The sequence below is a fragment of the Streptomyces cyaneofuscatus genome, from assembly GCF_042718795.1.
Taxonomy (GTDB): domain Bacteria; phylum Actinomycetota; class Actinomycetes; order Streptomycetales; family Streptomycetaceae; genus Streptomyces; species Streptomyces cyaneofuscatus_A.
This window is the reverse complement of record NZ_JBHXOX010000006.1, coordinates 250,159-272,359: the sequence shown is the minus strand read 5'-3', so window position 1 is coordinate 272,359 and position 22,201 is coordinate 250,159. Positions and strand designations below refer to the sequence as shown.

The following is a 22,201-nucleotide window of genomic DNA, read 5'->3' as shown; positions in this document are numbered from 1 at the left end:
CCGGACGGGGGTCAGAAACGCCCGTCCGGTGAGTGAGACTGGTCCACACGTGAGCTTGATGAGAAAGAGGTCGGATGATGCGTACGCGTCCGCTGAAGGTGGCGCTGCTGGGCTGTGGAGTGGTCGGCTCAGAGGTGGCGCGCATCATGACGACGCACGCCGACGACCTCGCGGCGCGCATCGGCGCACCCGTGGAGCTCGTCGGCGTGGCCGTCCGCCGCCCCTCGAAGGTGCGTGAGGGCATCGACCCCGCACTGATCACCACCGACGCGACCGCGCTCGTGCGGCGCGGCGACCTCGACGTCGTGATCGAGGTCATCGGGGGCATCGAGCCGGCCCGCACGCTCATCACCACCGCCTTCGAGAACGGCGCGAGCGTCGTCTCCGCCAACAAGGCACTGCTCGCCGAGGACGGCGCGGCCCTGCACGCCGCCGCCGAGAAGTACGGCCGCGACCTGTATTACGAGGCCGCCGTCGCGGGTGCCATCCCGCTGGTACGGCCGCTGCGCGAGTCGCTCGCCGGTGACAAGGTCAACCGGGTGCTCGGCATCGTCAACGGCACGACCAACTTCATCCTCGACAAGATGGACACCAGCGGCGCCGGCTACTCCGAGGCGCTCGACGAGGCCACCGCCCTCGGGTACGCCGAGGCCGACCCGACCGCCGACGTCGAGGGCTTCGACGCCGCCGCCAAGGCCGCGATCCTCGCCGGGATCGCCTTCCACACCCGGGTGAAGATCGGCGACGTCCACCGTGAGGGCATCACCGAGGTCACCGCCGCCGACATCGCCTCCGCCCGCCGCATGGGCTGTACGGTCAAGCTCCTCGCCATCTGCGAGCGCGCCGCCGACGGTGCCTCCGTCACCGCCCGCGTCCACCCCGCGATGATCCCGCTCAGCCACCCGCTGGCCTCGGTCCGCGAGGCGTACAACGCGGTCTTCATCGAGGCGGACGCCGCCGGGCAGCTCATGTTCTACGGCCCCGGCGCCGGCGGCTCCCCGACCGCCTCCGCGGTCCTCGGCGACCTCGTCGCGGTCTGCCGCAACAAACTGGGCGAGGCGACCGGACCCGGTGAGTCCGCCTACACGCGCCTGCCGGTCAGCCCCATGGGCGAGGTCGTCACGCGCTACCACATCAGCCTCGACGTGGCCGACAAGCCGGGTGTACTCGCCCAGGTGGCAACGGTCTTCGCCGAGCAGGGCGTATCGATCGATACCGTCCGCCAGCAAGGACGTCCAGACGGAGGCGGCGAGGCATCCCTCGTCGTCGTCACCCACCGCGCGCCCGACGCCGCCCTCTCCGGGACCGTCGAAGCGCTGCGCAAGCTCGACACCGTGCGCGGTGTCGCCAGCATCATGCGTGTTGAAGGGGAGTAAAGGACCCATGACCAGCAAGGGCACCCACCAGTGGCGCGGCATCATCGAGGAGTACCGGGACCGGCTTCCGGTCACGGCCACGACGCCGGTCGTCACGCTTCGTGAGGGCGGTACGCCGCTCGTTCCGGCGCAGGTCCTCTCCGAGCGCACGGGCTGCGAGGTGCACCTCAAGGTCGAGGGCGCCAACCCCACCGGTTCGTTCAAGGACCGCGGCATGACCATGGCCATCACCCGGGCCAAGGAGGAGGGGGCGAAGGCCGTCATCTGCGCCTCCACCGGCAACACCTCGGCCTCCGCCGCCGCGTACGCGGTGCGGGCCGGGATGGTCTGCGCCGTCCTCGTACCGCAGGGCAAGATCGCGCTCGGCAAGATGGGCCAGGCGCTCGTCCACGGCGCCAAGATCCTCCAGGTCGACGGCAACTTCGACGACTGCCTCACGCTGGCCCGCTCGCTCTCGGACAACTACCCGGTGGCGCTGGTCAATTCGGTCAACCCGGTCCGTATCGAAGGCCAGAAGACCGCCGCGTTCGAGATCGTCGACGCGCTCGGCGACGCCCCCGACATCCACGTCCTGCCGGTCGGCAACGCGGGCAACATCACCGCGTACTGGAAGGGGTACGGCGAGTACGCCGGCGACGGCGTCTCCACGCACGCCCCGCGCATGTGGGGCTTCCAGGCCTCCGGTTCCGCGCCGCTCGTGCGCGGCGAGATCGTCAAGGACCCGTCCACCATCGCCACCGCGATCCGCATCGGCAACCCGGCCTCCTGGGACTTCGCCCTGGCCGCCCGGGACGAATCGGGCGGTTTCATCGACGAGGTGACGGACCGGCAGATCCTGTCCGCCTACCGGCTGTTGGCCTCCCAGGAGGGCGTCTTCGTGGAGCCCGCGTCGGCCGCGTCCGTCGCCGGTCTGCTCAAGGCCGCCGAGGAGGGCAAGGTCGACCCCGGCCAGCGCATCGTCTGCACGGTCACCGGCAACGGCCTCAAGGACCCCGACTGGGCCGTCGCGGGCGCCCCGCAGCCGGTCACCGTACCGGTCGACGCGGCCACCGCGGCCCAGAAGCTCGGCCTCGTCTGATCCGTCCGGCGACACGTCCGGTCAACACGAGACAACCCAGCTCAACCACCCTCTTTTCGGGGCGGAGAGCGCATAGGAGGCGGGCGACACGCATCGTGCGCCTCCTGTGCGCCCTATGTCGCGAGGGAACCTTCCTTCGATAAGCTGTACCCCATCCGCCCGACATCCCCCGGACATCCGTCCGACGGGTCTGCCGCGGTGCGATCGCCGTCGTGACGGCGCCTACGGGCCGGGCCACCGGCCCCATCCCCACCCCCGCAGCCCCCCGGCGGACACCCACCGCCGCAGAGCCACCGCACCGCGATCCCCGCCGCCTTACAAGGAGTCATCCAGCCGATGGCCGGTCCCGCCTTCCGAGCCGCCGCCGTCAGGGTGCGCGTCCCCGCCACCAGCGCCAATCTGGGCCCGGGTTTCGACGCCCTCGGCCTCTCGCTGGGGCTGTACGACGACGTCGTCGTCCGGGTCGCCGACTCCGGGCTCCACATCGACATCGCGGGTGAGGGCGGCGAGACGCTGCCCCGGGACGAGAGCCACCTGCTCGTCCGCTCGATGCGCACCGCCTTCGACCTGCTCGGCGGCCAGCCCCGCGGCCTGGAGATCGTCTGCGCCAACCGCATCCCGCACGGCCGCGGCCTCGGCTCCTCCTCCGCCGCCATCTGCGCCGGAATCGTCGCCGCCCGCGCCGTGACGACCGGCGGCGACGCCCGGCTCGACGACGAGGCACTTTTGGAGCTCGCCACCGAGATCGAGGGCCACCCCGACAACGTCGCGGCCTGTCTGCTCGGCGGGTTCACCCTCGCGTGGATGGACGGCGGAGCGGCCCGGGCGATCCGGATGGACCCCGCGGAGTCCGTCGTTCCGGTGGTCTTCGTGCCCGGCCGGCCCGTGCTCACCGAGACGGCGCGCGGACTGCTCCCGCGCACCGTCCCGCACGTCGACGCCGCCCTCAACGCCGGCCGCGCCGCCCTGCTCGTCGAGGCGCTGACCAGGCGTCCCGAGCTGCTGCTCGCCGCCACCGAGGACCGGATCCACCAGGAGTACCGGGGCCCCGCGATGCCCGAGAGCGTCGAGCTGGTGCACCGGCTGCGCGCCGACGGCGTGCCCGCGGTCATCTCCGGCGCGGGCCCCACGGTGCTCGCGCTGACGGAGGAGGGATCCGCCGACAAGGTCGCCCGACTGGCGGGGGAGGGCTGGGCCGCGAACCGGCTGGCCCTCGACGTCGCGGGCGCCACCGTGCTGCCGCTGGCCGCGTGACCGCATGTGATTACCGGTGGCCGAGAGGGGGAATGTTTGTTGGAGCCGGTAGTGTTAACCTCAAGTCTGCAACCGACGTCTTTGAGGCGCGTTGCTTCGTGTCCCCCTCCGGGACCACCATTCTTCCGAGAGCCTCCCCAACTGCCTGAGCAGCCTGCCTGAGCAGTTTCGAGCACGCTCCGGAACCGGCACGACACCCCTCGCTCGTCCAGGAGTGGGCCGAGCAGGGGGATCTCGCGCCGGACCCCGCACGTTCATCTCTCCGCCGTACCCGGCGGACCACCGCCCCGGCAAGGTCCGCGATCCAGCAAGATCAACAGACCAGTCGGACAGCACAACCGGTCGCCGAGCCAGAAGGCCGACGTCCGCTCCAGGGAAGGACCCTTCGTGAGCGACACCACCGATCTGATGGGCGTCACTGCCGACAAGAACGTCGACAGCGCCGCGCCCGCCGAAGGTGCTGCCTCTGGCACCACCGCACGGCGCCGCCGCTCCGGCACCGGCCTTGACGGCATGGTCCTGGCCGAGCTGCAGCAGGTCGCGTCCGGCCTCGGCATCAGGGGTACCGCGCGGATGCGCAAGAGCCAGCTGATCGAGGTCATCAAGGAGGCGCAGGCGGGCGGCGGATCCTCCGCCCCCAAGGCCTCCGCCAAGGCCAGCACCGGGGACGACGCCCCCGCCGCCGAGGCGGCGGAGAGCAAGCCCAAGCGGCGTGCCACCTCCAAGGCGCGCACCGGGGACGAGGCCGCCGCCGAGAAGGCGGCCCAGCAGCAGATCGACATCCCCGGCCAGCCGGCCAGCGACGAGCAGCCCACGGGCGAGCGCCGGCGCCGCCGCGCCACAGCGCAGGCGGGCAGCCCCGAGACCAAGACCGAGGCGAAGACCGAGGTCAAGGCGGAGCCCCAGGCCGAGCAGAAGACCGAGGACCGCGGCGAGCCCAAGGGCGACGCCAAGGCCGAGGCCGCCGCCGACACCGCCGAAGGCCGCCGTGGCGACCGCCAGGGCCGTGGTGACCGCGAGCGCGGTGACCGGGGCGAGCGCGGGGAGCGCCGCGAGGGCCGGCGCGACCGCCGGGGCAAGGGCGACGACCAGGGCCAGCAGGGCGGCGGCGGGCAGCGCCCGCAGCGCCAGGGGCAGGGTCAGAGCCAGGGGCAGAGCCAGGGCCAGGGTCAGGGCGGCCAGGGCCAGCAGAACCGTGACAACGGTCCGCAGGACGACTTCGACGACGAGGCGGGTGGCCGCCGCGGCCGCCGCGGCCGCTACCGCGACCGCCGTGGCCGCCGTGGCCGCGACGACTTCGCCAGCGATGTGCAGGTGGCCGACGACGACGTCCTGATCCCCGTCGCGGGCATCCTGGACATCCTCGACAACTACGCGTTCATCCGGACCTCCGGCTACCTCCCGGGCCCGAACGACGTGTACGTCTCGCTCGCCCAGGTCCGTAAGAACGGCCTGCGCAAGGGCGACCACGTCACCGGTGCGGTCCGTCAGCCCAAGGACGGCGAGCGGCGCGAGAAGTTCAACGCGCTGGTCCGCCTCGACTCGGTCAACGGCATGGCGCCCGAGTCCGGCCGGGGCCGCCCCGAGTTCCAGAAGCTGACCCCGCTGTACCCGCAGGACCGGCTCCGTCTGGAGACCGACTCCAACGTCCTGACGACGCGGATCATCGACCTGGTGGCCCCGATCGGCAAGGGTCAGCGTGGCCTCATCGTGGCCCCGCCGAAGACCGGTAAGACCATGATCCTGCAGGCCATCGCCAACGCGATCACGGTCAACAGCCCCGAGTGCCACCTGATGGTCGTCCTGGTCGACGAGCGTCCGGAAGAGGTCACGGACATGCAGCGGTCGGTGAAGGGCGAGGTCATCTCCTCGACCTTCGACCGCCCCGCCGAGGACCACACCACCGTCGCCGAGCTGGCCATCGAGCGCGCCAAGCGTCTCGTGGAGCTGGGTCACGACGTGGTCGTCCTGCTCGACTCGATCACCCGTCTGGGCCGCGCGTACAACCTCGCGGCGCCCGCCTCCGGCCGCATCCTCTCCGGTGGTGTCGACTCGACCGCGCTGTACCCGCCGAAGCGCTTCTTCGGTGCCGCGCGCAACATCGAGGACGGCGGCTCGTTGACCATCCTGGCCACCGCGCTCGTCGAGACCGGCTCGCGCATGGACGAGGTGATCTTCGAGGAGTTCAAGGGCACCGGCAACATGGAGCTCAAGCTCGACCGGAAGCTCTCGGACAAGCGCATCTTCCCGGCGGTGGACGTCGACGCGTCCTCCACCCGTAAGGAAGAGATCCTGCTCGGCACCGACGAGCTGGCGGTCACCTGGAAGCTGCGCCGGGTGCTGCACGCGCTCGACCAGCAGCAGGCGATCGAGCTCCTCCTGGACCGGATGAAGAAGACCCAGTCCAACGCGGAGTTCCTGCTCCAGATCCAGAAGACGACACCGGGCAGCGGAAACGGCAACGACTGACGCGGCCACGGCAGTTGACGCCAAGGGCCCCCGGCACCACGGTGCCGGGGGCCCTTGGCGTTCCCGGCGCCCGCCCCGAGACCTTTGCCACACGCCGGCCCGGCGCACGGCGCCTCCGCCGATACGTGCCAGGGCCACGAAACCGCAGGTGAACGCGGAATCGCGGCCCGCCCGCCGACCCGCTCGCGCCCTTCGCCGCTCACGCGGGACACACAGAGCCCTGTGCAACCCTTCTTGCTGCTTCGCCGTCTGATCAAGAGATGACAAACCCTCCCGGAACCGTCATGCAGGGCCGGGGCCGGGGGTGAGGAGCAGGTGGAGCGCCGTGACGAGGGAGACGCGTGAGCGAGCACAAGAAGACCCCGGGGCGGATACGCGGCACCGGCACCCGCCGGAAGAAGCCCTCCCGCCGGCACCGGACGAAGGTCATCGCGGCCTGGACCGCGGCGGGCGTGGTGGTCGTCGGCGGGGCCGGGCTCGGATACGCGTACGTCACGCTCGACGGCAACCTCTCCAGCATCGACATCGACGCCAAGCTCGGTACCGACCGCCCCGACGACGTGGACGACGGCTCGCAGGACATCCTGGTGCTGGGCTCCGACTCGCGCTCCGGTGACAACGGCAAGTACGGCGCCGACGAAGGTGCCGCCCGCTCCGACACGGCGATGGTCCTGCACGTCGACAAGGGCCACAGGTCGGCGAGCGTCGTCTCGATACCGCGCGACACCCTGATCGAGCGCCCCTCCTGCGCGAGTGACACGACGGACGAGACGGTCCCCGCCGAGCACCGGGCCATGTTCAACACGGCGTACGAGGTCGGCGGACCGGCCTGCGCGGTGAAGACCGTCGAATCGATGTCCGGTATCCGCATGGACCACTACGTCGAGGTCGACTTCACCGGCTTCGAGAAGCTCATCGACGAGCTGGGCGGCGTCGAGATCACCACCAAGAGCGCGATCAACGACGCCAAGAGCCATCTCGACCTGGAGCCGGGCACCCACACCCTGGACGGCGAGGAGTCCCTCGGCCTCGTCCGTACCCGCAAGAGCGTCGGGGACGGCAGCGACCTCGGCCGGATCCAGCTCCAGCAGGCCTTCATCAAGGCGCTGATGGAGCAGGCGAAGAGCGTCGGGGTGTTCTCCAGCCCGAAGAAGCTGTTCGGCCTCGCGGACGCCGCCACCAAGGCGGTCACCACCGACTCCGGCCTCGGCTCGGTCAAGAAGCTCACCGGGTTCGCGAACGGCCTCAAGGGGCTCGGCGCGCAGAACGTGCACATGGTGACCCTGCCGGTGGAGTACGACCCCGCCGACCCGAACCGGGTCCTCCCGCAGGAGAAGGCCGGCAAGCAGGTGTGGGCCGCGCTGAAGCAGGACCGGCCGATCCCGGCCTCCGCCACCGAGAAGTCCGCCGGGGACAAGGGAGAGGCCGGACAAGTGGTGCGCTGACGCCGGACGGACCGTGCGCCGACGCCGGACGGACGGTGCGCTGCGGCCGGACGGACCGTGCGCTGAGGCCCCCGGGGAATACCTGCGGCCCGCCCCCGGTTTTGGGAGATACGGCCGGTCCTGGCAGACTGGTACGTCGGCCCCGGTTCACGGCCGCGCAATCCGCGCGGACGACCCGGCGCCCTCCCGAAACTAGGAGACACCTTGAAGCGCGAGATCCACCCCGAGTACGTCGAGACGCAGGTCAGCTGCACCTGCGGTGCGTCGTTCACCACCCGGAGCACCATCGACAACGGCACCATCCGTGCCGACGTCTGCTCCGAGTGCCACCCGTTCTACACGGGCAAGCAGAAGATCCTCGACACCGGCGGCCGCGTGGCCCGCTTCGAGGCCCGCTTCGGCAAGGCTGCCGGCTCCGCCAGCAAGTAGCGAGCCACTGCGCCGGTTCCTGGCGCCCTCTTCCCGGGGGCGTCGGAACCGGCGTTTTTTCCGGTCGGGTGTGCGGGGGGCGCTCCGTAATGCGGTGAAAGCCCTTCCGTACACCCCACCGGGCAGTCACGCCCTCCAGCAGGCCCGCAGATTTCAGACCAACCAGGAGCCCCCGAATGTTCGAGGCGGTCGAGGAACTGATCGGTGAACACGCCGGTCTTGAGAAGAAGCTCGCCGACCCGTCGGTCCACGCCGACCAGGCCAACGCGCGCAAGCTGAACAAGCGCTACGCGGAGCTGACCCCGATCGTCTCCACGTACCGGGCCTGGAAGCAGACCGGCGAGGACATCGAGACCGCCCGCGAGTTCGCCGCGGACGACCCCGACTTCGCCGCCGAGGTCAAGGAGCTGGAGAAGCAGCGCGAGGAGATCACGGAGAAGCTCCGCCTCCTCCTGGTCCCGCGCGACCCCAGCGACGACAAGGACGTGCTCCTGGAGATCAAGGCGGGCGCGGGCGGCGACGAGTCCGCCCTCTTCGCCGGCGACCTCCTGCGCATGTATCTCCGCTACGCCGAGCGCATCGGCTGGAAGACCGAGATCATCGACTCCACCGAGTCCGAGCTCGGCGGCTACAAGGACGTCCAGGTCGCCGTCAAGACCAAGGGCGGCAACGGGGCCACCGAGCCCGGCCAGGGCGTCTGGGCCCGGATGAAGTACGAGGGCGGGGTGCACCGGGTGCAGCGCGTGCCCTCCACCGAGTCCCAGGGCCGTATCCACACCTCCGCCGCGGGCGTGCTCGTCACCCCCGAGGCCGAGGAGGTCGAGGTCGAGATCCACGCCAACGACCTGCGCATCGACGTCTACCGCTCCTCGGGGCCCGGCGGCCAGTCCGTCAACACGACCGACTCCGCCGTCCGCATCACGCACCTGCCGACCGGCGTCGTCGCCTCCTGCCAGAACGAGAAGAGCCAGCTCCAGAACAAGGAGCAGGCCATGCGCATCCTGCGCTCCCGGCTGCTGGCCGCCGCCCAGGAGGCCGCCGAGCAGGAGGCCTCCGACGTGCGCCGCAGCCAGGTCCGTACGGTCGACCGCTCCGAGAAGATCCGGACGTACAACTTCCCGGAAAACCGCATCTCGGACCACCGCGTCGGCTTCAAGGCGTACAACTTGGACCAGGTGCTCGACGGAGAGCTCGACGCCGTCATCCAGGCGTGCGTCGACGCCGACTCCGCCGCCAAGCTCGCCAACGCGTGAGCCGCTGACCGCACCGCCCGCCCCGCACACGTGAACCGTACGGAGAACCGCGATGAACCTGCTGCTCGCCGAGGTGGCCCAGGCCACCCAGCGGCTGGCCGACGCCGGTGTCCCCTCACCGCGATTCGACGCCGAGGAACTCGCGGCCTTCGTGCACGACGTGAAGCGGGGCGAGCTGCACTCCGTGCCCGACACCGACTTCGACGCCCGGTACTGGGAGACGATCGCCCGCCGCGAGGCCCGCGAACCGCTCCAGCACATCACCGGCCGCGCCTTCTTCCGCTACCTGGAGCTCCAGGTCGGACCCGGCGTCTTCGTGCCCCGGCCGGAGACCGAGTCGGTCGTCGGGTGGGCCATAGACGCCGTCCGCGCGATGGACGTCGTCGAGCCCGTCGTCGTCGACCTGTGCACCGGATCGGGCGCGATCGCGCTCGCCATGGCGCAGGAGGTCCCGCGCTCGCGCGTGCACGCCGTGGAGCTCTCCGAGGACGCCCTCAGGTGGACCAGGAAGAACGCCGAGGGGTCCAGGGTCACCGTGCACAAGGGAGACGCCCTGAGCGCCCTTCCCGAGCTCGACGGCCAGGTCGACCTGGTGATCTCCAACCCGCCGTACATCCCGCTCACCGAATGGGAGTACGTCGCCCCCGAGGCCCGCGACCACGATCCGGAGATGGCCCTCTTCTCCGGCGAGGACGGCCTCGACACCATCCGCGGCATCGAGCGCACCGCCCACCGGCTGCTCCGCCCCGGCGGCCTCGTCGTCATCGAGCACGCCGACACCCAGGGCGGCCAGGTGCCGTGGATCTTCACCGAGGAGCGGGGCTGGGCCGACGCGGCCGACCACCCCGACCTGAACAAGCGGCCCCGGTTCGCCACCGCCCGTAAGGCCATGCCGTGACCGGCCCCCGGCTCCACACCCCGTACCCGTACACGCTCCAGGAGGCCGGCTGATGGCACGGCGATACGACTGCAACGACGCCACCGACCGGACCACGGGGCTGCGCGAGGCCGCCTCCGCGATCCGCCGCGGCGAACTGGTCGTGCTGCCCACCGACACCGTGTACGGGATCGGTGCGGACGCCTTCAGCGCCGAGGGCGTCGCCGACCTGCTGGACGCCAAGGGGCGCGGCCGCAACATGCCCACCCCCGTCCTCATCGGCTCCCCGAACACCCTGCACGGCCTGGTCACCGACTTCTCCGAGCAGGCCTGGGAGCTGGTCGACGCCTTCTGGCCCGGCGCGCTCACCCTGGTCGCCAGGCACCAGCCCTCGCTCCAGTGGGACCTCGGCGACACCCGGGGCACCGTCGCGATCCGGATGCCGCTGCACCCGGTCGCCATCGAGCTGCTGACCGAGGTCGGCCCGATGGCCGTCTCCAGCGCCAACCTCACCGGACACCCCTCACCCGAGGACTGCGACGCCGCCCAGGGCATGCTCGGCGACTCCGTCTCCGTCTACCTCGACGGCGGCCCGACGCCCGGCATCGTGCCGTCCTCGATCGTCGACGTCACCGGCGCCGTCCCGGTCCTCCTGCGGGCCGGCGCGCTCTCCGTCGAGGAGCTGCGCAAGGTGGTCCCCGACCTCGAGGTGGCCAATTGACCGCGCCCGAGGGGCGTGGCATAGCGGGGCGGACCGACACCTTCCGCATCCTCCACGTCAGCACCGGCAACGTCTGCCGCTCACCGATCACCGAGCGGCTGACCCGCCATGCCCTGGTGGGCCGCCTCGGCGACCCGCTCAGCGGCGGCCTGATCGTGGAGAGCGCGGGCACCTGGGGCCATGAGGGCGCGCCGATGGAGGCCAACGCCGAGGTGGTCCTCGCGGACTTCGGCGCGGACGCCACCGGCTTCGTCGGCCGCGAACTGCTCGACGAGCACGTGATCCGCGCCGACCTGGTCCTCACCGCCACCCGCGACCACCGCGCCCAGGTCATCTCCATGGGCCACTCCGCGGGCCTGCGGACCTTCACGCTCAAGGAGTTCACCCGGCTGGTGCGGGCGATAGACCCCGCCACCCTGCCCGACCCGCTCGACGAGGGCGTCGTCGAGCGCGCCCGCGCCCTGGTCCGCGCCGCCGCCGCGCTGCGCGGCTGGCTGCTGGCCCCGACCGCCGAGGCGGACGAGGTCTACGACCCCTACGGCGCGCCCATCACCTTCTTCCGCTCCATCGGCGACGAGATCAACCAGGCGCTCGACCCGGTGGTCACGGCGCTCACGGGCGTACGCGCGCCGCACTGAGACCTTGAGCGCCCGGCGTGGACCGGCGTACGAGCTCCGGCACTGACGGACGTACGCGCGCTGTACGGAGCCCCTGTGCGCGGACCGGCGTACGCGCCCCCGCACGGAGCCCGTAGGGAGCGCCGGTGCGCCGACCGGCGTACGGGACCTCGCGACAGCGGGCACACCGCTCCGCCCCGGCCTACATTGGAGCTGACACCGGCCCCTCGCCGGCACACCCTCCTCCAGGCCCGGAGCCGTCCCATGCCGGTCACCTCTCCCGCCGCACCCGCTTCCGCATCCGTTCCGGCTGCCGTGCCGGACGCGTCCGAGGATCTGCCCCAGGACTTCGGGGCCCTGCTCCGCCAGGACCCGGAGATCGCCGGGGTCCTGCTCGCCGAGCGGAACCGGCAGGCCGCCGGCCTCCAGTTGATCGCCGCCGAGAACTTCACCTCGCCCGCCGTCCTGGCCGCCCTCGGCTCCCCGCTCGCCAACAAGTACGCCGAGGGGTACCCGGGCGCCCGCCACCACGGCGGCTGCGAGCACGCCGACGCCGCCGAACGCATCGCCGTACGCCGCGCCACCGCCCTCTTCGGCGCCGAACACGCCAACGTCCAGCCGCACTCCGGCTCCTCCGCCGTCCTCGCCGCCTACGCCGCCCTGCTGCGCCCGGGGGACACGGTGCTCGCGATGGGACTCCCGTACGGGGGACACCTCACCCACGGGGCGCCCGGCAACTTCTCCGGCCGCTGGTTCGACTTCGTCGGCTACGGCGTGGACCCGGGAACCGGGCTCATCGACTACTCCCGGCTCCGCGCCCTGGCCCGCGCCCGCCGCCCCAAGGCGATCGTCTGCGGCTCGATCTCCTACCCGCGCCACCCGGACTACGAGCTGTTCCGGGAGATCGCCGACGAGGTCGGCGCGTACCTGATCGTCGACGCCGCCCACCCGATGGGGCTGATCGCCGGGGGAGCGGCGCCGAGCCCGGTCCCGTACGCGGATGTCGTCTGCGCGACCACGCACAAGGTGCTGCGCGGACCGCGCGGCGGCATGATCCTGTGCGGCGCGGAGCTGGCGGAGCGGATCGACCGCGCGGTGTTCCCGTTCACCCAGGGCGGCGCGCAGATGCACACGGTGGCGGCGAAGGCGGTCGCGTTCGGCGAGGCGGCGACACCGGCGTACACGCTCTACGCACACCAGGTGGTCGCGCACGCCCGGGTGCTGGCCGCAGGTCTGGAGGCCGAGGGCTTCCAGGTGACGACCGGCGGCACGGACACCCACATCATCGTCGCGGACCCGGCCCCGCTGGGCGTCGACGGCCGCACCGCCCGGATGCGGCTCTCGGCGGCCGGCATGGTCCTGGACACGTGTGCGCTGCCGTACGGGGAGGCCCGGGGCATCCGTCTGGGGACCGCCGCCGTCACGACGCAGGGGATGGACGAGGGGGACATGGCGAGGATCGCGGCGCTGTTCGGGGCGGCGGTGCGGGAGCCGGGCGATGTGAGCCCGGTCGCGGCGGAGGTCCGGGAACTGGCGGCGCGCAAACCGCCGTACCCGGAGTAGTCGCCCGGACCGTTTCCGGAGTAGTGGACTCCGGCGTATCCGGGTCAGCCGAACCCTGTGCAACCATCACCCGTACCGTGGAGTCCTTGTTCCTGAGACTAGGGTGTGGGTTTTGGATGGCCGGCGAATTCTGTGGGGCAGCCCGTGCGTGATTACCTGCTGACGCTCTGTGTCACGGCAGCGGTGACCTATCTGCTGACCGGACCGGTGCGTAAGTTCGCCATCGCGGTCGGGGCGATGCCCGCGATCCGTGCGCGCGACGTCCACCGGGAGCCGACACCCCGGCTCGGTGGGATCGCCATGTTCGGCGGACTGTGTGCGGGACTGATCGTCGCCGACCACCTCTTCAACCTCAAGGGCGTCTTCGAACTCTCCAACGAGCCACGGGCGTTGCTCTCCGGCGCCGCCCTGATCTGGCTGATCGGCGTGCTCGACGACAAGTTCGAGATCGACGCCCTGATCAAGCTCGGCGGCCAGATGATCGCCGCCGCCGTCATGGTCATCCAGGGCCTCACGATCCTGTGGCTGCCGATCCCCGGCGTCGGCACGGTCGCCCTCACCCAGTGGCAGGGCACGCTCCTCACGGTGGCGCTGGTCGTCATCACGATCAACGCGGTCAACTTCGTCGACGGCCTGGACGGGCTCGCGGCGGGCATGGTGTGCATCGCCTCCACGGCGTTCTTCCTCTACGCCTACCGCCTCTGGATGGGTTACGGGATCGAGGCGGCGGCCCCCGCGACGCTCTTCGCGGCGATCCTGATGGGCATGTGCATCGGCTTCCTGCCGCACAACATGCATCCGGCGCGGATCTTCATGGGGGACTCGGGCTCGATGCTGATCGGCCTGGTGCTGGCGGCGGGCGCGATCTCGATCACGGGCCAGGTCGACCCGGACACGATGCGGCTCTTCTTCGACGGCAGCGAGCGCGGCGCCACCCACGCGATGCTCCCGGTCTTCATCCCGCTGGTGCTGCCGCTGACGATCATCGCGATCCCGGCCGCGGACCTGATCCTGGCCATCGTCCGGCGCACCTGGAACGGCCAGTCGCCGTTCGCCGCCGACCGGGGCCACCTGCACCACCGCCTGCTGGAGATCGGCCACTCGCACAGCCGGGCCGTGCTGATCATGTACTTCTGGTCGGCCCTGATCGCCTTCGGCGCCGTCGGCTACTCGGTGCACTCGGCCTCGATGTGGATCGTCTTCGTGATCATGGCGGCGAGCGCGGTGGGTCTGGTCCTGCTCCTGATGCCCCGCTTCACCCCCCGCACCCCGCACTGGGCCAACCGCTTCGTACCCCCGCGCTACCGCCGCCCCGCCCCGGAGCAGGCTTCCTCCCCCTCGCACGACGAGAAGCCGGCCCTCGTGACCTCCGGCGCCCAACACGCCCCGGAGGACACTCAGATGGGCGAGGAGAGCCCCGAACGGGCCCCTGTGGCGGTCGGGGTGTCCCGCGTCAACGGGGCGACCGCGATCGGCGCCCGTTCGCGTTTCTCCGAGCGCCGGTCCATCGATTCCGCGCGCTGACTATTCGGGCTCCCCGCCGCATTACCAGACATTGCGCTGCCTTGCCGTGCACACACGCGCGGACTAGTCCTCATGTGTGACAGTTGGCACACTTTCCAGGTAAAGACCTCATCAAATAGTTTGTGATACCGTTCACGAGACCCGGTGGCGGAGCCGAAGGACCCTAGTGAGACGGTCCTCGTACCCGTAAAACCGCCTCGCGGACCGGGCCTAAGCTCGTCCATGACGACGCCCCATTCCTCCCTTAGACCAGTGGAGCTGCCGCCATGCAGTCCGACATGCGCGAAGTACTGCGCATCGCCACCCCCACCGCCGCGGTGGGAGCCATCGCCACGCTCGTCGGCGGGCTCGTCGCCGGCGGCAAGGGAGCGATCGGCGCGGTCATGGGCTGCGTGGTGGTCATTCTCTTCATGGCCCTCGGACAGTTGGCGTTGCAGTGGGTCGCCAAGTCGATGCCGCACCTTTTCCAGGGCATGGGGCTGCTGGTCTACTCGGTCCAACTGGTGCTCCTGCTCGGCCTGATCATGGCCATCAGGAACACCACTCTCTTCGATCTCCAGGTCTTCGCCCTCACGCTGGTCGCCTCGGTGATCACCTGGATCATCACGCAGACCGTGCTGCACGCCAGGAGCAAGACCCTGTACGTCGATCCGGAGGCGGAGAGCCGGAACGCCCCGGGTGGAACCAAGGGGAAGCATGACCAGTAGGGCCGGGATAAAGCCCTGTTCGACATGCTGCTATCGTCCGGTCTCGGTTGCGGTACTGCGGGCGCGGACAACACGGCTGTCGCCTGATTCATCGCGAGGCTTCGGGCCCGGCCGCCGCCTCCTCACCGTAAGAACCAGTCCGGTGCCGACCTGCGGCTGCCAGCCGCTCCGATACAACGAGGTAGCCGTATCCATGCGCCATGCAGAAGGAGCTCCTGGTGACTGCTGACGCCCAGACGCTCGCCTTCGAGGTTGACTGCCACCTGTTCCAGGGCTCGTGCGGATTCCCAGCCCCGAGCGCGTGGTCGTTCATCTTCGACCCGATCTTCAGTATCGGTCCGGTCGACTTCAACAAGCCGATGCTGCTGGCGATCATCGGGACGATCGTCATCGTGAGCCTGTTCTGGGCCGGCTTCTCCAAGCCCAAGGTCGTTCCCGGCAAGCTGCAGTCGGTCGCCGAAATCCTCTACGACTTCGTGCACCGAGGCATCGCCAAGGAGATCATCGGCAAGAAGGGCGAGCCCTTCGTCCCGCTGCTTGTGTCGCTCTTCTTCTTCATCTGGGTGATGAACCTGTGGGCGATCATCCCGCTCGCACAGTTCCCGGTGACCTCGCTCATCGCCTACCCGGTCGGACTGGCCCTGCTCGTCTGGGTCGTCTACATGTCGGTGACCTTCCGGAACAACGGCTTCGTCGGCGGCATCCGCAACCTGTGCGTGCCGAGCGGCCTGCCCAAGCCGATCTACGTGATCCTGACGCCGATCGAGTTCGTCTCGAACATCTTCGTGCGCCCCTTCACGCTGGCGGTCCGACTCTTCGCCAACATGTTCGCCGGCCACATCCTCATCCTGGTCTTCACGATCGCGACCTGGTACATGCTGGGCACGGTGCTGGGCACCGTCTACGCCACCGCGTCGTTCGCCGTCACGCTGGCCCTGACCGTCTTCGAGATGTTCATTCAGGCGCTCCAGGCCTACGTGTTCACCGTGCTGACCGCCACGTACTTGTCCCAGGCGCTCGAAGAAGCGCACTGAGGACACCCGGGCCACCACCCGGACACCCCCCAGACGTCCGGTGGATGCAATCTCCACCGGCCACTCAAGAGAAGGAATCACAGATCCATGTCTGAGACTCTCGCAGCCGTCACGGGCAACATCGGCACCATCGGTTACGGCCTCGCGGCGATCGGCCCCGGCGTCGGCATCGGCATCATCTTCGGTAACGGTGTGCAGGCCATCGCCCGCCAGCCCGAGGCGGCCGGCATCATCCGCCAGAACATGCTGCTCGGCTTCGCGGTCATCGAGGCCCTGGCGCTCATCGGCTTCGTCGCGCCCTTCATCTACCCGAAGTAGTCCAGGCGACCTGACGATACGTTTTCGACGAAAGGTCCACCATGTTGCATCTGGCAGCTGAGGAGCCGCAGTCACCGCTGTTTCCGGTCTGGCCCGAGATTGTCATCGGCCTGATCTGCTTCAGCATTGTCTTCTTCGTCTTCTACAAGAAGCTCCTCCCGGCCATCAACAAGGCCCTGGACGAGCGTCGCGAGGCGATCGAAGGTGGCATCGAGAAGGCCGAAGCGGCTCAGACCGAGGCGCAGAGCGTTCTTGAGCAGTACAAGGCTCAGCTCGCCGAGGCCCGCCACGAGGCCGCTCGTCTGCGCCAGGAGGCGCAGGAGCAGGGTGCCGTCATCATCCAGGAGATGAAGGCGGAAGGTCAGCGGCAGCGCGAAGAGATCATCGCCGCCGGCCACGCCCAGATCGAGGCCGACCGCAAGGCCGCGTCCTCCGCGCTGCGTCAGGACGTGGGCAAGCTCGCCACCGACCTGGCCGGCAAGCTCGTCGGTGAGTCCCTCCAGGACCACGCCCGGCAGAGCGGCACCGTCGACCGTTTCCTCGACGAGCTCGAGGCGAAGGCCGAGGCCGCCCGATGAACGGTGCGAGCCGCGAGGCACTGGCCGCCGCACGTGAGCGGCTCGACGCGCTGACCGACAACACGTCGGTCGACGCGGCGGCCCTCGCCGACGACCTGGCCTCGGTCACCGCGCTGCTCGACCGCGAAGTTTCCCTGCGCCGGGTCCTCACGGACCCGGCCCAGAGCGGCGAGAGCAAGGCCGAGCTGGCCGCGCGCCTGCTCAGCGGTCAGGTCAGCGGCGAAGCCGTCGACCTGGTCTCCGGGCTGGTCCGCTCCCGCTGGTCGCAGTCCCGCGACCTGGTGGACTCGGTCGAGGAGCTGGCGAACACCGCAGACCTCACCGCGGCTCAGCGCGCGGGCGGACTCGACGACGTCGAGGACGAGCTGTTCCGGTTCGGCCGGATCGTCGGCTCCGACACGGAGCTGCGTTCCGCGCTCACCAGCCGTACGGCCACCGCCTCCGCCAAGGGCGAGCTGCTCCGCAGCCTGCTCGGCGGCAAGGCGCAGCCGGTCACCGAGCGGATCATCGTCCGTCTGGTGACGCAGCCGCGGGGACGTAGCCTGGAGGCAGGGATCGAATCCCTGTCCAAGCTCGCCGCGGAGCGCCGCGACCGCGCGGTCGCCGTCGTCACCTCGGCGGTGCCGCTCAGCGACCGGCAGAAGCAGCGTCTCGGCGCCGCTCTGGCCAAGCTGTACGGCCGCGAGATGCACCTGAACCTGGACGTGGACCCCGCGGTCCTCGGCGGGATCTCGGTGCGCGTCGGTGACGAGATCATCAACGGCACCGTCGCGGAGCGCCTCGAAGAGGCGACCCGGCGCATGGCCGGCTGACACGGCGCAGCAGAGCAAGGCAGCAGAACAAGCAAGACCAGCGGCCCGGTTGGGCCGTGCAGAAATTGCAGAAGATTCCTGGGGGTCGGCCCCCAGACCCCCTTAAGAAACTTCGGGCCCAACAAGGAGAGCAGGGAACCCAGATGGCGGAGCTCACGATCCGGCCGGAGGAGATCCGGGACGCACTGGAGAACTTTGTCCAGTCGTACCAGCCGGACGCGGCCTCGCGCGAGGAGGTCGGTACGGTCAGCGTTGCCGGCGACGGCATCGCGAAGGTGGAGGGCCTGCCCTCCGCCATGGCGAACGAGCTGCTGAAGTTCGAGGACGGTACCCTCGGTCTCGCCCTCAACCTCGAGGAGCGCGAGATCGGTGCCATCGTCCTCGGCGAGTTCAGCGGTATCGAGGAGGGCCAGCCGGTGCAGCGCACCGGTGAGGTGCTCTCCGTCGGCGTCGGCGAGGGCTACCTCGGCCGCGTCGTCGACCCGCTCGGCCAGCCGATCGACGGTCTCGGCGAGATCGCGACCGACGACCGCCGCGCCCTCGAGCTGCAGGCCCCTGGCGTCATGGTCCGCAAGTCGGTGCACGAGCCGATGCAGACCGGCTACAAGGCCGTCGACGCCATGGTGCCGATCGGCCGCGGCCAGCGTCAGCTGATCATCGGCGACCGTCAGACGGGCAAGACCGCTCTGGCCGTCGACACGATCATCAACCAGCGCGACAACTGGCGCTCCGGAGACGTGAACAAGCAGGTCCGCTGCATCTACGTCGCCATCGGTCAGAAGGGCTCCACCATCGCCTCCGTGCGTGGTGCGCTCGAAGAGGCCGGCGCGCTGGAGTACACGACCATCGTCGCCGCCCCGGCGTCCGACCCGGCTGGCTTCAAGTACCTGGCGCCGTACACCGGTTCGGCCATCGGCCAGCACTGGATGTACCAGGGCAAGCACGTCCTGATCATCTTCGACGACCTCTCGAAGCAGGCCGACGCCTACCGCGCCGTGTCCCTGCTGCTGCGCCGCCCGCCGGGCCGTGAGGCCTACCCGGGTGACGTCTTCTACCTGCACTCGCGTCTGCTGGAGCGCTGCGCCAAGCTCTCCGACGAGATGGGTGCCGGTTCGATGACGGGCCTCCCGATCGTCGAGACCAAGGCGAACGACGTGTCGGCGTTCATCCCGACCAACGTCATCTCCATCACCGACGGCCAGTGCTTCCTGGAGTCCGACCTGTTCAACGCGGGTCAGCGTCCGGCGCTCAACGTCGGTATCTCGGTCTCCCGAGTCGGTGGCTCCGCCCAGCACAAGGCCATGAAGCAGGTCTCCGGCCGGCTCCGCGTGGACCTCGCCCAGTACCGTGAGCTGGAGGCGTTCGCCGCCTTCGGTTCCGACCTGGACGCGGCCTCGAAGGCCTCGCTGGAGCGCGGTAAGCGCATGGTCGAGCTGCTGAAGCAGCCGCAGTACGCCCCGTTCCCGATGGAGGAGCAGGTCGTCTCCGTCTGGGCCGGTACCACGGGCAAGATGGACGACGTCCCGGTCGAGGACATCCGTCGCTTCGAGGCCGAGCTGCTGGAGTACCTGCGCCGCGAGCGCAAGGACCTCCTGACCAGCATCGCCGAGGGCGGCAAGATGTCCGACGACACGCTGCAGTCGATCGCCGACGCGATCGCCGCCTTCAAGCAGCAGTTCGAGACCTCGGACGGCAAGCTCCTGGGCGAGGGCTGATCGATGGGCGCTCAGCTTCGCGTTTACAAGCGCCGCATCCAAGCCGTCACCGCGACCAAGAAGATCACCAAGGCGATGGAGATGATCGCCGCCTCGCGCATCGTCAAGGCGCAGCGCAAGGTGGCGGCGTCGATGCCGTACGCGACCGAGCTCACCCGTGCGGTGACCGCGGTGGCGACCGGCTCCAACGCCAAGCACCCGCTCACCACCGAAGCCGAAGCGCCGACCCGCGCCGCGGTCCTGCTCGTCACGAGCGACCGCGGTCTGGCCGGCGGCTACTCCTCCAACGCCATCAAGGCGGCGGAGCGGCTGCGGGAGCGCCTTGCCTCCGAGGGCAAGGAGGTCGACACGTACATCGTCGGCCGCAAGGGTGTCGCGTACTACGGCTTCCGCGAGCGCAAGGTCGAGGAATCCTGGACCGGCTTCACCGACAACCCGGCGTACTCCGATGCCAAGCGCATCGCCGCCCCGTTGATCGAGGCCATCCAGAAGGAGACGGCCGAGGGCGGCGTCGACGAGCTGCACATCGTCTTCACGGAATTCGTGTCGATGATGACGCAGAACGCGGTCGACGACCGGATGCTGCCGCTTTCGCTCGACGAGGTGGCGCAGGAGAGCACCCGCAAGGGCGAGATCCTTCCGCTGTTCGAGTTCGAGCCGTCGGCCGAGGACGTCCTGGACGCCCTTCTGCCGCGCTACGTCGAGAGCCGTATCTACAACGCGCTGCTGCAGGCCGCCGCTTCCGAGCACGCTGCCCGCCGCCGCGCGATGAAGTCGGCCACCGACAACGCCGGGGACCTCATCAAGAGCCTCTCCCGGCTTGCCAACGCGGCCCGCCAGGCCGAAATCACCCAGGAAATCAGCGAGATCGTCGGCGGTGCCAGTGCTCTGGCCGACGCGACCGCGGGGAGTGACAAGTAATGACGACCACAGTTGAGACGGCCGCTGCCACGGGCCGCGTCGCCCGGGTCATCGGCCCGGTCGTCGACGTGGAGTTCCCCGTCGACGCGATGCCGGAGATCTACAACGCCCTGCACGTCGAGGTGGACGACCCGGCCGAGGCCGGCGCCCGCAAGACGCTGACCCTCGAGGTCGCCCAGCACCTGGGCGACGGCGTGGTCCGCGCGATCTCGATGCAGCCCACCGACGGCCTGGTCCGCCAGGCCCCGGTGACCGACACGGGCACGGGCATCACCGTCCCCGTCGGTGACATCACCAAGGGCAAGGTGTTCAACACCCTCGGTCAGATCCTGAACGAGCCGGAGGCCGAGGCGCAGATCACCGAGCGCTGGCCGATCCACCGCAAGGCCCCGGCCTTCGACCAGCTCGAGTCCAAGACCGAGATGTTCGAGACCGGCCTGAAGGTCGTCGACCTGCTGACCCCGTACGTCAAGGGCGGCAAGATCGGTCTGTTCGGTGGTGCGGGCGTCGGCAAGACGGTCCTCATCCAGGAAATGATCATGCGTGTGGCGAAGCTGCACGACGGTGTGTCGGTGTTCGCCGGTGTCGGTGAGCGCACCCGTGAGGGCAACGACCTCATCGACGAGATGACCGAGTCGGGCGTTCTGGAGAAGACCGCGCTCGTCTTCGGCCAGATGGACGAGCCGCCGGGGACGCGTCTGCGCGTGGCCCTGTCCGCCCTGACCATGGCGGAGTACTTCCGCGATGTGCAGAAGCAGGACGTGCTGCTCTTCATCGACAACATCTTCCGCTTCACGCAGGCCGGTTCCGAGGTCTCCACGCTGCTCGGCCGCATGCCGTCCGCGGTGGGTTACCAGCCGACCCTGGCCGACGAGATGGGTGTGCTCCAGGAGCGCATCACCTCGACGCGTGGTCACTCGATCACCTCGATGCAGGCGATCTACGTCCCCGCGGACGACCTGACCGACCCGGCCCCGGCCACCACGTTCGCCCACCTCGACGCGACGACGGTTCTCTCCCGTCCGATCTCCGAGAAGGGCATCTACCCGGCCGTGGACCCGCTGGACTCCACGTCCCGCATCCTGGACCCGCGTTACATCTCCCAGGACCACTACGCCGCGGCCAGCCGCGTCAAGGGGATCCTGCAGAAGTACAAGGACCTCCAGGACATCATCGCGATCCTCGGTATCGACGAGCTGGGCGAGGAGGACAAGCTCGTCGTCCACCGTGCCCGTCGCGTCGAGCGCTTCCTGTCGCAGAACACCCACGCCGCCAAGCAGTTCACCGGCCTGGACGGTTCGGACGTCCCGCTCGACGAGTCGATCTCCGCGTTCAACGCGATCTGCGACGGGGACTACGACCACTTCCCCGAGCAGGCGTTCTTCATGTGCGGTGGCCTGGACGACCTCAAGGCGAAGGCCAAGGAGCTCGGCGTCTCCTGAGCCTCCGGCTCACCGAGGGGGGTGGGGCTGGTCCCGCCCCCCTCACCACGCCCCGTAGAATTGAACCG

The 22,201-nt window shown here is 69.9% G+C and carries 20 protein-coding genes; all 20 read left to right on the top strand.

Annotated elements, in window-relative coordinates:
* Nucleotides 1–74 precede the first annotated feature (74 nt).
* The 20 genes from ACFWRT_RS08800 (at nt 75) to atpD (ending at nt 22,133) form a co-directional block, all read left to right on the top strand.
* The gene (locus ACFWRT_RS08800) at nt 75–1,376 is read left to right on the top strand and encodes a homoserine dehydrogenase (RefSeq protein WP_380950051.1); all 1,302 of its coding nucleotides are present in this window, start codon (nt 75–77) and stop codon (nt 1,374–1,376) included.
* Between the two features lie 7 nt (nt 1,377–1,383).
* Entirely contained in the window at nt 1,384–2,454 is a 1,071-nt protein-coding gene (gene thrC / locus ACFWRT_RS08795) for a threonine synthase (protein ID WP_380950050.1), read from the top strand.
* A 336-nt stretch (nt 2,455–2,790) separates the two neighbouring features.
* Nucleotides 2,791–3,708 carry a homoserine kinase gene (gene thrB, locus ACFWRT_RS08790; RefSeq protein WP_380950049.1) on the top strand — a complete coding sequence of 306 codons (918 nt, stop codon included), beginning with the start codon at nt 2,791–2,793 and terminating at the stop codon, nt 3,706–3,708.
* Nucleotides 3,709–4,095: 387 nt separating this feature from the next.
* Nucleotides 4,096–6,177: a transcription termination factor Rho gene (gene rho, locus ACFWRT_RS08785; RefSeq protein ID WP_380950048.1), complete on the top strand. Its 2,082-nt coding sequence runs from the start codon at nt 4,096–4,098 to the stop codon at nt 6,175–6,177.
* Between the two features lie 341 nt (nt 6,178–6,518).
* Entirely contained in the window at nt 6,519–7,622 is a 1,104-nt protein-coding gene (locus tag ACFWRT_RS08780; protein ID WP_380950047.1) for an LCP family protein, read from the top strand.
* Between the two features lie 204 nt (nt 7,623–7,826).
* Entirely contained in the window at nt 7,827–8,051 is a 225-nt protein-coding gene (rpmE, locus tag ACFWRT_RS08775) for a 50S ribosomal protein L31 (protein WP_356748002.1), read from the top strand.
* 176 nt (nt 8,052–8,227) lie between these two features.
* Nucleotides 8,228–9,304: a peptide chain release factor 1 gene (gene prfA, locus ACFWRT_RS08770; RefSeq protein ID WP_326703491.1), complete on the top strand. Its 1,077-nt coding sequence runs from the start codon at nt 8,228–8,230 to the stop codon at nt 9,302–9,304.
* 52 nt (nt 9,305–9,356) lie between these two features.
* On the top strand, nt 9,357–10,202 hold the full coding sequence (prmC, locus tag ACFWRT_RS08765; RefSeq protein ID WP_380950046.1) for a peptide chain release factor N(5)-glutamine methyltransferase: 846 nt from the start codon (nt 9,357–9,359) through the stop codon (nt 10,200–10,202).
* Between the two features lie 52 nt (nt 10,203–10,254).
* Nucleotides 10,255–10,902, top strand: coding sequence for an L-threonylcarbamoyladenylate synthase (locus tag ACFWRT_RS08760; RefSeq protein ID WP_030569160.1), 648 nt, complete (start codon nt 10,255–10,257; stop codon nt 10,900–10,902).
* Complete coding sequence (locus tag ACFWRT_RS08755) at nt 10,899–11,540, top strand: arsenate reductase/protein-tyrosine-phosphatase family protein (protein ID WP_030569157.1); 642 nt, start codon at nt 10,899–10,901, stop codon at nt 11,538–11,540. The genes ACFWRT_RS08760 and ACFWRT_RS08755 overlap by 4 nt, the downstream gene beginning before the upstream one ends.
* Before the next feature lie 243 nt (nt 11,541–11,783).
* Nucleotides 11,784–13,082 (top strand): serine hydroxymethyltransferase, encoded by a 1,299-nt coding sequence (locus ACFWRT_RS08750; RefSeq protein ID WP_380950045.1) that lies wholly within the window; start codon nt 11,784–11,786, stop codon nt 13,080–13,082.
* Between the two features lie 132 nt (nt 13,083–13,214).
* Entirely contained in the window at nt 13,215–14,606 is a 1,392-nt protein-coding gene (locus ACFWRT_RS08745) for an MraY family glycosyltransferase (protein ID WP_380950044.1), read from the top strand.
* Nucleotides 14,607–14,872: 266 nt separating this feature from the next.
* Nucleotides 14,873–15,313: a hypothetical protein gene (locus ACFWRT_RS08740; protein ID WP_380950043.1), complete on the top strand. Its 441-nt coding sequence runs from the start codon at nt 14,873–14,875 to the stop codon at nt 15,311–15,313.
* Between the two features lie 200 nt (nt 15,314–15,513).
* Complete coding sequence (atpB, locus tag ACFWRT_RS08735; RefSeq protein ID WP_015611374.1) at nt 15,514–16,347, top strand: F0F1 ATP synthase subunit A; 834 nt, start codon at nt 15,514–15,516, stop codon at nt 16,345–16,347.
* A gap of 87 nt (nt 16,348–16,434) precedes the next feature.
* The gene (atpE, locus tag ACFWRT_RS08730; RefSeq protein WP_015611375.1) at nt 16,435–16,665 is read left to right on the top strand and encodes an ATP synthase F0 subunit C; all 231 of its coding nucleotides are present in this window, start codon (nt 16,435–16,437) and stop codon (nt 16,663–16,665) included.
* 41 nt (nt 16,666–16,706) lie between these two features.
* Nucleotides 16,707–17,243 carry a F0F1 ATP synthase subunit B gene (locus ACFWRT_RS08725; protein WP_030569139.1) on the top strand — a complete coding sequence of 179 codons (537 nt, stop codon included), beginning with the start codon at nt 16,707–16,709 and terminating at the stop codon, nt 17,241–17,243.
* Nucleotides 17,240–18,055 (top strand): F0F1 ATP synthase subunit delta, encoded by an 816-nt coding sequence (locus ACFWRT_RS08720; protein ID WP_380950042.1) that lies wholly within the window; start codon nt 17,240–17,242, stop codon nt 18,053–18,055. Before ACFWRT_RS08725 ends, ACFWRT_RS08720 begins: the two co-directional genes overlap by 4 nt.
* Before the next feature lie 143 nt (nt 18,056–18,198).
* Nucleotides 18,199–19,770 (top strand): F0F1 ATP synthase subunit alpha, encoded by a 1,572-nt coding sequence (atpA, locus tag ACFWRT_RS08715; RefSeq protein WP_380950041.1) that lies wholly within the window; start codon nt 18,199–18,201, stop codon nt 19,768–19,770.
* A 3-nt stretch (nt 19,771–19,773) separates the two neighbouring features.
* Nucleotides 19,774–20,691: a F0F1 ATP synthase subunit gamma gene (locus tag ACFWRT_RS08710; RefSeq protein ID WP_380950040.1), complete on the top strand. Its 918-nt coding sequence runs from the start codon at nt 19,774–19,776 to the stop codon at nt 20,689–20,691.
* Nucleotides 20,691–22,133, top strand: coding sequence for a F0F1 ATP synthase subunit beta (gene atpD / locus ACFWRT_RS08705; protein WP_380950039.1), 1,443 nt, complete (start codon nt 20,691–20,693; stop codon nt 22,131–22,133). Before ACFWRT_RS08710 ends, atpD begins: the two co-directional genes overlap by 1 nt.
* The last annotated feature ends 68 nt before the right edge of the window (nt 22,134–22,201 follow it).

Excerpts from the sequence above, each read along its gene's own strand:
- ACFWRT_RS08720 (WP_380950042.1), top strand. The coding sequence starts at position 17,240 with ATGAACGGTGCGAGCCGCGAGGCACTGGCCGCCGCACGTGAGCGGCTC.
- atpA (WP_380950041.1), top strand. The coding sequence starts at position 18,199 with ATGGCGGAGCTCACGATCCGGCCGGAGGAGATCCGGGACGCACTGGAG.
- prfA (WP_326703491.1), top strand. The coding sequence starts at position 8,228 with ATGTTCGAGGCGGTCGAGGAACTGATCGGTGAACACGCCGGTCTTGAG.
- prmC (WP_380950046.1), top strand. The coding sequence starts at position 9,357 with ATGAACCTGCTGCTCGCCGAGGTGGCCCAGGCCACCCAGCGGCTGGCC.
- atpE (WP_015611375.1), top strand. The coding sequence starts at position 16,435 with ATGTCTGAGACTCTCGCAGCCGTCACGGGCAACATCGGCACCATCGGT.
- ACFWRT_RS08725 (WP_030569139.1), top strand. The coding sequence starts at position 16,707 with ATGTTGCATCTGGCAGCTGAGGAGCCGCAGTCACCGCTGTTTCCGGTC.
- thrB (WP_380950049.1), top strand. The coding sequence starts at position 2,791 with ATGGCCGGTCCCGCCTTCCGAGCCGCCGCCGTCAGGGTGCGCGTCCCC.
- ACFWRT_RS08750 (WP_380950045.1), top strand. The coding sequence starts at position 11,784 with ATGCCGGTCACCTCTCCCGCCGCACCCGCTTCCGCATCCGTTCCGGCT.
- atpB (WP_015611374.1), top strand. The coding sequence starts at position 15,514 with ATGCAGAAGGAGCTCCTGGTGACTGCTGACGCCCAGACGCTCGCCTTC.
- ACFWRT_RS08800 (WP_380950051.1), top strand. The coding sequence starts at position 75 with ATGATGCGTACGCGTCCGCTGAAGGTGGCGCTGCTGGGCTGTGGAGTG.
- ACFWRT_RS08760 (WP_030569160.1), top strand. The coding sequence starts at position 10,255 with ATGGCACGGCGATACGACTGCAACGACGCCACCGACCGGACCACGGGG.
- ACFWRT_RS08710 (WP_380950040.1), top strand. The coding sequence starts at position 19,774 with ATGGGCGCTCAGCTTCGCGTTTACAAGCGCCGCATCCAAGCCGTCACC.
- thrC (WP_380950050.1), top strand. The coding sequence starts at position 1,384 with ATGACCAGCAAGGGCACCCACCAGTGGCGCGGCATCATCGAGGAGTAC.
- atpD (WP_380950039.1), top strand. The coding sequence starts at position 20,691 with ATGACGACCACAGTTGAGACGGCCGCTGCCACGGGCCGCGTCGCCCGG.
- ACFWRT_RS08740 (WP_380950043.1), top strand. The coding sequence starts at position 14,873 with ATGCAGTCCGACATGCGCGAAGTACTGCGCATCGCCACCCCCACCGCC.